Here is an 11,125-nt window from a genome sequence, read left to right as displayed (position 1 = left end):
TATCAACACCGTTCGAGGGTCGCCACCACGACATTCACTGCCTCAGGAAATCAGGCATCCTGCAGGGCCGGGACACCACCTCCTGGCTCGCCGACAAAGGCTACATCGGCAGCGACATGATCACCCCGTTCCGCAAACCCCGCAAACGCGAACAACCCCGATGGCAGAAAGAATACAACTTCCAACACAACAAGATCCGCGTCGCCGTCGAACGAGCCATCGCCCACCTCAAAACCTGGCGGATACTCCACACCGACTACCGGCGCCCGTTCAACACCTTCACCGCCACCATCACAGCAGTCATCGGACTCTACTTCTACGCACGCTCTGAATAACCCTCACAGCCTACCGACGAGACCCGACAACACGACCCCACCGAAGCTCCCCTGCGGACAACCACAGCCATTGTGGACAACCACCCACCCACAGCAGAACCCGCAACAGCCACAAGCCCCGCAGCCCCGCAGCCCCGCAGCCCCGCAGCCCCGCAGCCCCGCAGCCCCGCAGCGACAACGCCTACCCCACCCCACCCGCCAACACAGCCGCCCCAACCATTCCCGCCTCTTCCCCCATCTCCGCCCCCACCACCCGCGCCACCGGCCGGTGTCCCGCCCCCGTCATCACCGCTTCATACCGCCGCACCGCGTCCCCCAAGAACAACTCCGCCGACCCAGAAACCCCTCCCCCGATCACCACCACCTCCGGGTCATAGACGTCCGCCACCAACGCCAGCCCCTCCCCCAGCCACCGCGCCATCTCCCCCACGGCAGCCAAAGCCACCGCATCCCCCGCAGCAGCCAACCGGGCCACCTCTCGCCCGCTCAGCTCCCCCGCCCCCATCTCCAACGCAGTAGCCGCTAGAGCAGTCCCCGAGCAGTACCGCTCCCAACATCCCCTCTTCCCGCAAGGGCATTCCCGCCCCTCAGGCACCAACCGCAAGTGCCCCAACTCCGGCGCTACGCCGAACGCTCCCCTATAGACAGCGCCATCAATCACCAACGCAGCGCCGATTCCTGTCCCCAGAGCGACCAGCAGCCCGACTCGAGCACCTCGCAGCGCACCAAAGCGCGACTCCGCCACCCCAGCGGCATTCGCGTCGTGCTCAAGCACAACCGGCAGCCCGATAAGTCCCGCCAACCGATCCGCAACCGCAGATGCGCGCCAAGGCAAGTGCGGCGCGAACATCACCGTTCGCCGGTCTGAAGCCACGAAACCTGCGACGGCCAGGCCGACGGCTGAGACGTCAACAACGGAACGGAGTTCGGCGACGACTCGGCAGATCTCTGTGTCCAGGGAGGGGACTCGGGTGGAGCCTCGGGCGACCGCGAGCACCGCGCCGGAGGACGGGTCGACGGCGGCGGCTCGGATGGAAGTGCCGCCGACGTCTATGCCGATGGTGGTCATGATTTGCGGATGGGGATGTGTTGGACGCGGCCCGATGGGGGTGGGTCGGGCTGGAAGCCGGGCATGTGGGGGTCGCCGGGGGTCCAGCGGTCGGCTAGGACGGCTCGGAGGAGGGCTACCAGGTCGGCCAGGCGGTCGATGCCGGTGGCGGCCAGTTCGTTGGGTTCACCGCGTAGGACGGCCACGAGGGCGCACAGCGGGCAGGACTGGCACGGGGTCGCCGACGGTGGGGTGGCGGCGATGCGGTCCAGCCAGGGGGCTATGTGGTCGGCGGTGGCGGTGAGCAGCAGCGCCAGTTCGTTGGCCAGCCGGGTGCCGGGGTCGGTCACGGGGTGTCCTCCTGGCCGGGGGCGAACCGGACGACCAGGCCGGTGCGGTCGGCTTCGGCGTCGGTGACGGTGTGCTTGCGCAGCAGCACGGGCAGGGCGACCACCCGGCGGACGCCGTCGATGGTGATGGCGAGGTCGTCGCCGACGCGGGCCAGGCCGAGGGCGGCGGCGTCGGGGAGCGGGAGGGTGACCCGCAGCAGGTGGTCCGGGCCGTCGGCGACGATGGACAGCAGTGGGGCGCCCGCGGGTCGGCAGGCGAGGGGGTCGGTGTCGCCGTAGAGCTCGGTCGCGATGGTGCGCAGCGCGGCCAGGCCGACGGGCTCGTGGGCGACGTGCTCCACCCGGTGCAGCGGCAGCCCGCCGGTGTCCAATTCGGACAGCACAGCGTCCTGTTCGGACCGCCGGGCACGCATCCAGGCCGCGGCGGGTCCGCGCCAGCGGCTGGCCCGCGGCACGAGCCGGTTGGCGATCATGGCGTCGACGTGGACGTCGCGCAGGGCCAGGGCGGCCAGGGTGCGGCGGGTCTCGGCGGCGACGAGCCGCTCGGGGGTGAGCACGAGCCGCACGGCGGTCGTGGTCGGGTCGGTCAGCAGCGACCGCAACAGCGCCAAGTGCTCGGCGAGCTCACCGGCCACAGCCGCCGCGGCCCGCAGATCCGCCACCAGACGGGCGCGGGTGCGGTCCAGGTAGCTCGCGACGGCCTCGGGCAGGGCGAGCAGCCGCAGCGTCTCGGCGGTCGGGCCGCAGTCGACGACGAGCACGTCCCAGGTCCCGGTGCGGGCGAGCCGGGCGACCTCGGTGAGGGCGAGCAGTTCGTCCACACCGGGCAGCACGGTCAGCTCCTCGGCGTCCAGCGCCGCCAAGCCCAGCCCGGCGGCGAAGCGGCCGAGGTGCCCGCGCAGCGCGGGCCAGGACCGGTCGACCAGCGCCCGGGCGTCGATGTGCGCCGCGTGCAGCGCGGTGTCCACCGGGGACGGCTCGGCGCCCAGCGGCACGGCGAGGGCGTCGGCGAGCGAGTGCGCCGGGTCGGTGGAGACCACCAGGGTCCGCTGCCCGCGCGCGGCGAGCAGGGCGGCGGTCGCCGCGGCGAGGGTGGTCTTGCCGACCCCGCCCTTCCCGGTGAACAGCAGTACCCGCACTCAGCCCCGCTCGACGCGGCGCTTGAGCTCCTTGAGCGCGGTGTCCATGATCATCTTCTCCGCCTTGCGCCGGAACAGGCCGATCATCGGCACCGCCAGCTGCACCGACAGGGTGTAGGTGACCGTGGTGCGGTCCCCGTCCGGCGCGAGCGCGTAGCGGCCGGTCTGCGAGCGCTGCATCTGCCCCTTCACCAGCGACCACGCCACGGTGAGCCCATCGGCTGACCACTGGTAGGCCAGCGTGTAGGAGTCCTTGAACGGCCCCGACTCCAGGGTGAAGGCGACCTGCTCGGCGCGGCCGTCCGCATCCGCGGCGAGCACCTCGGCCTTGGTGAACGCCTGCGCCCACTCGGGGTACGCCGGGAAGTCCGCGATCACCGCCATGATCCGCTCCGGCGGCGCGTCGACGACGATGGACTGGGTGGACTCGTCGGCCATGCCCGGGAGGCTACCCGGTGCCCACCCCCGCGCGGGCACGGCGCACCGGACTCACCAGCGCAGCACGTTCACCAGCGCAGCGCACATCTACTAGCGCAGCACGGATCACCAGCGCAGCACGTAAGGCGTGCCCGTGCGCTGGAAGTGCCCGACGTTGGCGCACTCGGTGCGCCCGACCCGCACCCGCGCCGCCAGCGGCTGGTGCACGTGCCCGAACACCGCCCACCTGGGCCGGTGCTCGGTGATCGCCCGCAGCAGCGCGCCCGACCCGATCTCGGCGCGCCGGGCCAGCACGTCGTAGGTCAGCTCCGGCACGTCGGGCGGCACGTGGCTGCACAGCACGTCCACCGGCCCCAGCGCGGCGACCCCGGCGTCGAAGTCCTCGGCGGTGCGCAGGTACGGCCGGAACACCGAGCCGCGGCGCGGGACCGACCCGGGCGGCAGCAGCGCCCCGCCGACGAACCCGAACCGCAGGCCGCCGATCAGCGCGCTCTCCCCGTCGAGCACGCGCACGCCGTCGCCGACGAACTCCGGCCACAGCCCGGGCTGGTCGACGTTGCCCGGCGTGGCGTAGGTGGGCGCGGTCATCGCCGCGAACAGCTCCTTGTACTGGGCGCGCACCGCCTCCTCGACCACCGCGGCGGCGTCCTCGAGGCCGGTCCACAGCTCGCGCGCGTACGCGGCGGCGGCACCGTGCTTGCGCTCGCGGCGCAGCCGGGCGAACACCGCGACCCGCTCCGGCCCGAACACCCGGCCCATGATCCCGCCGGAGTGGTCGTGGTAGTCGACGAAGTCGACCAGGTCGCCGAGCACGACGAGCGCGTCGGCCCCGTCCCCGGCCCTGGCCAGCGCCTCGGCGTTGCCATGCACATCGGACACCACATGGACCCGCACAGCGATCAGGTTACGCGGGCCCGGGCGCCACCCCGGGTGGCCTCCCGGCCTCCAGGACGGACTTGAGCCCCAGCGCCACCCGCTTGGCGGCGAGCTGGCGGCGGGTGCGCTCGGCGGCGAGCTGGCGCGGCGGCATCGGCCCGGGGGTGTCCGCGCGCAGGAAGTAGTGCACCAGGGTGCCGTCGAGCACGGCCTCCAGCCAGACCTCCATGGTGCCGACCAGCGCGCCGCGCACCGTCCAGCGCACGCCCTCGGCGCCGCGGTCGGCGTAGACCGCCAGCAGCAGGTCCGGCCAGAACCGGCGCCAGGCGGCCGGGTCGGCGAACACGGCGGCCACGACCGGCGGCGGCACCGCGAGGAACGTCTCGTCCACCACATCGACTTGCGGCATCCGCGCAGCATGCCACGGTGGACCCGGGACCCGGGTCGGCACCTGAGCGGCGGGTGTGGTCGGCTGGGTCGGGAGGTCGCCATGCGGGAGTACAGCGTGCCCGGCAGCGCGCCGGTGGGCGACGGGGAGAACCTGGCCGACGTGGTGTGGTCGAACGCGGCGCGCTTCCCCGACGGGGTCGCCTTCCGCAGGCAGCTCGACCGCGGCTGGGCGGAGGTGACCGCCGCGCAGTTCGCCGCGCACGTGCTCGCGCTGGCGAAGGGCCTGGTGGCGGCGGGTTTGGCGCCGGGTGACCGGGTCGCGCTGGTGTCGCGGACCCGCTACGAGTGGACGGTGCTGGACTTCGCGATCTGGGCGGCCGGGTGCGTGAGCGTGCCGGTGTACGAGACGTCCTCGGCCGAGCAGGTGGCGTGGATCCTGGCCGACTCGGGGGCCAGGGCGGTCGTGGTGGAGACCGGCGCGCACCGGGCGACCGTGGAGCGGGTCGTGGACCGGCTGGCCGAGGTCGGCTGGATCTGGCAGCTGGACGGGTCGGCGGTGGACGAGCTGACCGCGCTGGGGTCCGGTGTGGACGAACGGGTGGTGCGCGCGCGGGCACCGCGGGCCGACGACCTGGCGACCCTGGTCTACACGTCCGGCACGACCGGGCGCCCCAAGGGCGTGATGCTGACCCACCGCAACCTGCTCGCCCAGGCCCGCGCCGACCTCGCGGCGTTCCCCACGCTGCTGCGGCCGGGCAACTCGATGCTGGTGTTCCTCCCGCTGGCGCACGTGTTCGCCCGCACGATCGCGCTGGCCTGCGTCTACGCGCGCACCACGCTGGGGCACCTGCCGGACGTGAAGACGCTGACCGACGACCTGGCGTCGTTCCGGCCGACGTTCGTGGTCGCGGTGCCGCGGGTGTTCGAGAAGCTGCACGCGACGGCCCGGCAGCGGGCGGCGGGCAAGGGCCTCGGCGGGGTGTTCGACGCGGCGGAGCGGGTGGCGGTGCAGTACAGCCGCGCCCCGGGGTCGCTGGCGCTGCTGGCCAAGCACCTGGTGGCCGACCGGCTGGTCAACGCCCGCGTCCGGGCCGCGCTCGGCGGCCGGTGCCGGGCGGCGATCTCCGGCGGTGCCCCGCTGGGCGAGCACCTGGCGCACTTCTTCCGCGGCGTCGGCGTGCCGGTGTACGAGGGCTACGGCCTGACCGAGACGGCCGCGGCGATCTGCGTCAACACCGAGGCGGCCACCCGGGTCGGCACGGTCGGGCGGCCGGTGGCGGGGGCCGCGGTGCGGGTGCTCGACGACGGCGAGATCGCGCTGCGCGGGGACATGGTGTCGCCCGGGTACTGGAACAACCGGGAGGCGACCGCGGAGGTGCTGGTCGACGGCTGGTTCCACACCGGTGACCTGGGCACCATCGACGCCGACGGGTTCCTGCGGATCACCGGGCGCAACAAGGAGATCATCGTGACCGCGGGCGGCAAGAACGTCTCGCCAGCGGCGCTGGAGGACGCGGTGCGCCGCCACCCGCTGGTGAGCCAGTGCATGCTCGTCGGCGACCGGCAGCCCTACATCGCCGCGCTGATCACCCTCGACCCCGACGAGCTCCTCACCCGCGGCTGGGCCCGCCTCTCCCCCGAGTCGGCAACCCTGCACGCCGAGATCCAAACGGCCGTGGACGCCGCCAACACCCTGGTCTCCCGCGCCGAGGGCATCCGCCGCTTCACCATCCTCGCCACCGACTTCACCGAAGCCGCCGCCGAACTCACCCCCAGCCTCAAACTCCGCCGCGACGCCATCCTCAAAACCCGCGCCGCGGACGTGGCCGCCCTCTACGCGCGATAGAGCGGGTTGGCCCAACTGTGCAGTGATCATGATCGGGTGTGCACGGCCGGTTCCGGCTCCGCCCTCTCCCCGCGAGGGTTGGGGGTGAGCGAGGAGGCGGGGATGGACGAGCACGAGCTGGTCGGGCTGATCAGTGGTGAGCTGGACGGCGGGTTCGCGGTGGACGCGGCGGCGTTGGGGCGGTACGGGCGGGGGGCGGACGCGCGGGCTGAGGGGGTGCGGCGGATCGGGCGGGGGCTCGCGGTGGTGGACGGGACCGGGTTCGGGTGGATCGGGCGGGAGTCCGGGTTCGCCGACGCGCTGCGGGAGTGTGCGGGGCGGGTGCGGGAGCGGGTCGAGGACGGCGCCGACGCGGTGGAGCGGTTGGGGATCGCGGTGGCCAGGACCGGGGCGGCGCACCGGCGCGACGACCACCGGGCGGCGGCTGAGCTGGGGCGGCTGGCGTGATCGACACCCAGCAGGTCGCCCGGCACTTCGCGGCGACGATGATCGAGCACCGCAACCGGCTCGCGGGCAAGGCCGAGGACGCCGAAGCCGCCGGGCAAGCGTTTGCGCGAGTGCACGACGAGCTCGCCGAGCAGCGCAAGGACCACCGCCTGGCAGGTGAGGCCGTGCTGGCGGACTGGGTCGGCCGCAACGCGTCGGCCTTCGAGCGGCGGTCGGACCGCACCCGGGCCACCCTGCGCGAGACCGGCGAGTCCGCGGCGAAAGCGGCCACGATCACCACGCACGCCGCCCAGGCGCTGACCTCCGGCCACAGCGCGGTCGTCCGGCTGCTGGACGAGTACACCGACCGCGCGGTCCGCATCCTCGACGCGGCTGTTGCGGTAGGACAGCGAGCGGCGGTACTACGCGCGGCGGGTCAGGTCGCGGACCTAGTGCGCCACTACACGAGCGAGTCGGCCAAACACGTCGCCGAGACCAAGGCAGCGCTATCTGACGCCGCACACCGGTTACGACAGCTAGCGCCTCCACACAAGGAACCTGCTAAGCCGGAACCAAAGAAGCACGGCAACATCACCCAGATCGCCGCAAGCCAACTCGGATACCACGAGGGCCCTGGCAACACGAACAAGTACGGCCCGGCAGCGGCATGGTGCTCCTCTTTCGCTACCTGGGTCTGGCGACGCGCTGGGGTGAACATCCCACTGCTGCCATTCACCGGTGACGTCTTCAACTGGGGTAAGGGCAACGGGCTGGCGTATCGGGACCTCAGCCGGGCCAAGCCAGGTGACGTGCTGCTGTTCGGCACCGGACCACAAAGCACATCCACCAGCACCCACATCGGCATCGTCGAGAAGGTCAACGGCAACACGGTGACTCTTATCGAAGGCAACGCCGGTGACGCTGTCGCACGCCGAACACACACCCTGTCCCACAACACCTTCTACGGGGGCGTCCACCCGTCATGACCGGCCAAGCCCACTCCAACGGCGTAGAAGCCACCGTCCACCCCGGCGGCATCTTGTCGAGACTGTCGCTCACCGAGTCCGCCCTCCGCCGCCCCGACCTGGCCGAGCTGATCCTCCGCGTAGTCGACCAGGCAACAGCCGAAGCCAACCGCCGCATCCAACACCTCCTCAACGACGTGGATCCCGCCCTGCTCAACCTCTCTTCGCCTAAGACCGCCGAAGACACCACACCCGACACCTGGCGGATCCAGTGACCATCGCCCAACGCCTCAACGCCATCACCGCGTCCGCGACCGGCCAACACGGCATAGAGGTGACGGTGAACCTGGAGGGCAAGCTGATCGGCCTGACCCTAGGCACCGCCCAACGCCGGATGACCGCACCAGACCTGGCAACCGAAATCCAGTCCCTAGCCAAGACCGCAGCCGCGGCGGCCCTGACCGAAGGCATGGCCGTCCTGGCCCCCTTCGCCGACCTGTTCCCCACCCAGGACTTACCTACGGAGATCTAGCACGGCAGCCGCTGCTGAAGCTCGGCGCGACCACCAGCCAGTGCATGTGGGAGGCAGGGCTGGACGCGGAAAGGCCATGCAGGACCTGGTCGGCAGTGGTGTCGACACGTCGTCGTTCTGGCGCAAGCCGCCTAGTGGGCGCTGAAGCGGTAGACGGTCTCGCCGTCTAGGAGTTGGCCTAGGCGGGCGGCTCGGGTGGGCCAGGTCCAGGCCTTCTCCATCCACTTCCGTCCTGCGGCGCCCATGCGGGCGGCTTCGTCCGGGTTGGACAACAGGTGGGCGATGCGGGTGGCGATGTCCGACACTGCGCGGCCGTCCACCACATGGCCGCTTTCGCCGTCTAGCACCGTTTCTGGCGCACCGCCCGAGTTGCCCACGATCACCGGTAGGCCTGTCGCGGCTGCTTCTAGGAAGACGATGCCTAGGGCCTCGACGTCCAGGCCCTTGCCGTGGGTGCGGCAAGGCATGGCGAACACGTCACCGGCGGCGTAGTGCGCGGGGAGTTCCTCCCAAGACACCGAGCCAGCGAAGACCACATGCTCAGACAATCCCGCTTGCGCAGCAAGGCTTTCCAACCGGGGACGGTAAGGCCCACCGCCAACCAGCAGCAGCGCAGCGTCAGGCACCTGTGCGCGAATAGCCGTAAGAGCCCGAATCAGCACGTCCTGGCCCTTACGCGGCATCAACCGCGACACACACACCACAACTGGTCGGTCACCCAAGCCATACCGAGCGCGGATCTCTGCACGGGCAGCGGCATCTGGCCGGTAGAGCTCAGTGTCCACACCAGACGGAAGCAGCTCTAGAGCGGCCTGCGGTCCGAAGGCGGCAGCGAACCGGGACCGTGTATAGCGACTCACGTATGTCACGACGTCGGTAGTCTCGCCGATGCGCCGGATGGCCTGCCGGGCACCGGGCAGCATCGACCACCCCACCTCGTGGCCATGCGTGCTCGCGACTACGCGGCGAGCTCCAGCCTTGCGCAAGACGGGCGCGAGTAGCGCCAGCGGAGCGGCGGCGCCGAACCAGGCCGCGTCGCAGCCCTCGGCGCGGAGGATGTCGCGGGCGCGGCGGGCCACGGCGGGGGTGGGCACCATGAGCTTGCCGGGGTGGCGCACCACCGGGAACGGCTGGGCGGCGTCGAAGGCCTCGGCGCCGGGCCACGCGGGCGCGTAGACGACCAACTCCTGCCCGGGCAGCCACTTGGCGAACGAGTGCAGGTAGGTCTGGATGCCCCCCGGGCGCGGGGGGAAGTCATTGGTGACCAGGAGGGTCTTGCGCACCCGTCCAACCTAGACCCGGTCAGCGCAGGGTCGCGCGCAGGTAGGACTGCCACTGCTTGAGCAGGCCCGCCCGGTCCACCCCGATGACGCCGCGCAGCAGGTCGTCGGTGTCGCTGGCCGAGATCGGGCCCGCCCCGGCCAGCTCGCGGTACAGCTCGACCAGCTTGGGCTCGCCGAAGCGGTCGGCGAGGAACCGGGCGATGGACCAGGCCTGCTGGTAGGCGAGGTCCAGGGTGCGGTCGCGGGCCCGGAAGTCGCGGTCCTCGGGCAGCGCGGCGGGCGGCCCGGACTCGCGGACCCGCCGGGCCAGGTCCGGGGCGCCCTGGGCCAGGGTGATGCCGCTGTCGCGGTAGCCGACGTAGTCGGCGAAGCCCTCCAGCAGCCACATCGGGGACCCGTCGACGGTGGCGGCGCGCGCGGCGACGTGGGTGATCTCGTGCCGGAGCACGACCCGCAGCGAGGTGACCGACAGCGCCCGCGACCCGGTCGGGCTCAGCACCACCCGCTGCCCGGTCGCGGTGTGCCGGGCGGTGTCGACCCGGTCGGCGATGGCCACCGCGACCACCGATTCGACCGGGAAGTCCGGGCCGACCAGGGCGCGCATCTCCGCCGGGCTGTCCGGCAGGATCAGCGCGACCCGCTGCGGCCACTGGTCGCCCCACACCTCGGTGACCGCGGCGACCGAGGAGTCCAGCTCGCGCACCAGCCGGTCGACCATGGGCTGGCTGCCGCGGTGCGCGACCACCACGCCGGTGGCGGTGGGGGTCACCACGCAGGGCCCGAAGTCCCAGGGCCCGCGCCAACTGCGCCTGCCCAGGTCGGTCAGCGCCGAGTCCGACCGCAGGTACCAGGTGTCGCCGCGCCTGGCGAACAGGTAGCCCATGGTCCGGGTGGTGGGGATCAGGTCGATGCCGCGCAGTGCGTACTTGAGCTCGACGGCGGGGGCCCACAGCTCGGCGGTCGGGTCGGCCGCGGGGGTGGGCAGGGTCGTCAGGTCGAGGGTGTCGTCGGGGCGCAGCAGGTAGGACCAGGTGTCGAACGGGATGTCGGCGAGGTTGGCGAACAGGGCCAGCTGCTCGTCGAGGAACACCTGCTCGGCCTGGGGGTCCAGGGTCGCGACGAAGCCCGCCTCGTCCCGGTTGACCAGGGCCTCGGCGCGCCTGCGGAGCAGATCGGTGACCGCGGCCGAGCGCTCGGCGGCGGCGGTCCGCTCGGACTCGGTGGGCGGCGGGATCGCCCCCATCGGCTGCGCCTGACCCACCTGACCAGGCGGTTCCGCCGGTCGCGGCTGGGGCAGGCCCGCCACGACGACGCCGGCCAGGGCGAGCACGGCGACCGCCGCGCTCAACCACGCCCTCACCCTCGCCCTGGTGGCCACCGGCAAATCCTAGGGCCGCCCCGCCGCCCGGGCGACCAGATACGGCCCACCACACACCCGGGCCCGCGAGAAAACGAACGGACCCGGGGCCCGCGGGGCCCCGGGTCCGCCCGGTGGTG

At 72.3% G+C, this 11,125-nt stretch carries 14 protein-coding genes; 6 read left to right on the top strand and 8 right to left on the bottom strand.

The window, feature by feature from the left end; genetic code table 11:
- Positions 1 to 335, top strand: a 335-nt coding sequence (locus LV75_RS07165; protein ID WP_253885965.1) for a transposase family protein, incomplete at its 5' end; no start/stop codon positions are given.
- Between the two features lie 181 nt (positions 336 to 516).
- Here LV75_RS07165 and LV75_RS07160 read toward each other — a convergent pair.
- The 6 genes from LV75_RS07160 to LV75_RS07135 form a co-directional block, all read right to left on the bottom strand.
- The gene (locus LV75_RS07160) at positions 517 to 1,404 is read right to left on the bottom strand and encodes an ROK family protein (RefSeq protein WP_253885963.1); all 888 of its coding nucleotides are present in this window, start codon (positions 1,402 to 1,404) and stop codon (positions 517 to 519) included.
- Entirely contained in the window at positions 1,401 to 1,733 is a 333-nt protein-coding gene (locus LV75_RS07155) for a hypothetical protein (RefSeq protein WP_253885962.1), read from the bottom strand. The genes LV75_RS07160 and LV75_RS07155 overlap by 4 nt, the downstream gene beginning before the upstream one ends.
- Positions 1,730 to 2,872: an ArsA family ATPase gene (locus tag LV75_RS07150; protein WP_253885961.1), complete on the bottom strand. Its 1,143-nt coding sequence runs from the start codon at positions 2,870 to 2,872 to the stop codon at positions 1,730 to 1,732. The genes LV75_RS07155 and LV75_RS07150 overlap by 4 nt, the downstream gene beginning before the upstream one ends.
- Complete coding sequence (locus tag LV75_RS07145) at positions 2,873 to 3,310, bottom strand: SRPBCC family protein (RefSeq protein WP_253885960.1); 438 nt, start codon at positions 3,308 to 3,310, stop codon at positions 2,873 to 2,875.
- A gap of 105 nt (positions 3,311 to 3,415) precedes the next feature.
- Positions 3,416 to 4,204: a metallophosphoesterase family protein gene (locus LV75_RS07140; RefSeq protein ID WP_253885959.1), complete on the bottom strand. Its 789-nt coding sequence runs from the start codon at positions 4,202 to 4,204 to the stop codon at positions 3,416 to 3,418.
- A gap of 10 nt (positions 4,205 to 4,214) precedes the next feature.
- Positions 4,215 to 4,595: a polyketide cyclase / dehydrase and lipid transport gene (locus tag LV75_RS07135; RefSeq protein ID WP_253885958.1), complete on the bottom strand. Its 381-nt coding sequence runs from the start codon at positions 4,593 to 4,595 to the stop codon at positions 4,215 to 4,217.
- An 81-nt stretch (positions 4,596 to 4,676) separates the two neighbouring features.
- On the opposite strand from LV75_RS07135, the gene LV75_RS07130 reads away from it, so the two are divergent.
- The 5 genes from LV75_RS07130 (at position 4,677) to LV75_RS07110 (ending at position 8,345) form a co-directional block, all read left to right on the top strand.
- On the top strand, positions 4,677 to 6,422 hold the full coding sequence (locus LV75_RS07130) for an AMP-dependent synthetase/ligase (protein ID WP_253885957.1): 1,746 nt from the start codon (positions 4,677 to 4,679) through the stop codon (positions 6,420 to 6,422).
- Between the two features lie 102 nt (positions 6,423 to 6,524).
- Positions 6,525 to 6,869, top strand: a complete 345-nt coding sequence (locus LV75_RS07125) for a hypothetical protein (protein ID WP_253885955.1) — start codon at positions 6,525 to 6,527, stop codon at positions 6,867 to 6,869.
- A complete protein-coding gene (locus LV75_RS07120) occupies positions 6,866 to 7,834 on the top strand; it encodes a C40 family peptidase (RefSeq protein ID WP_253885953.1) in 969 nt (322 codons plus the stop codon). The genes LV75_RS07125 and LV75_RS07120 overlap by 4 nt, the downstream gene beginning before the upstream one ends.
- On the top strand, positions 7,831 to 8,088 hold the full coding sequence (locus LV75_RS07115; RefSeq protein ID WP_253885951.1) for a YbaB/EbfC family DNA-binding protein: 258 nt from the start codon (positions 7,831 to 7,833) through the stop codon (positions 8,086 to 8,088). Before LV75_RS07120 ends, LV75_RS07115 begins: the two co-directional genes overlap by 4 nt.
- On the top strand, positions 8,085 to 8,345 hold the full coding sequence (locus LV75_RS07110) for a hypothetical protein (RefSeq protein ID WP_253885949.1): 261 nt from the start codon (positions 8,085 to 8,087) through the stop codon (positions 8,343 to 8,345). Before LV75_RS07115 ends, LV75_RS07110 begins: the two co-directional genes overlap by 4 nt.
- Before the next feature lie 131 nt (positions 8,346 to 8,476).
- On the opposite strand, the gene LV75_RS07105 is transcribed toward LV75_RS07110, so the two are convergent.
- Together LV75_RS07105 and LV75_RS07100 are read right to left on the bottom strand one after the other, a co-directional pair.
- Positions 8,477 to 9,628: a glycosyltransferase family 4 protein gene (locus LV75_RS07105; protein WP_253885947.1), complete on the bottom strand. Its 1,152-nt coding sequence runs from the start codon at positions 9,626 to 9,628 to the stop codon at positions 8,477 to 8,479.
- 19 nt (positions 9,629 to 9,647) lie between these two features.
- The gene (locus LV75_RS07100; protein ID WP_253885945.1) at positions 9,648 to 11,006 is read right to left on the bottom strand and encodes a peptidase MA family metallohydrolase; all 1,359 of its coding nucleotides are present in this window, start codon (positions 11,004 to 11,006) and stop codon (positions 9,648 to 9,650) included.
- Positions 11,007 to 11,125 lie beyond the last annotated feature (119 nt).

Source organism: Actinokineospora diospyrosa, assembly GCF_024171925.1.
GTDB classification, from domain to species: domain Bacteria; phylum Actinomycetota; class Actinomycetes; order Mycobacteriales; family Pseudonocardiaceae; genus Actinokineospora; species Actinokineospora diospyrosa.
This window is presented reverse-complemented; position numbering and strand designations above follow the sequence as displayed.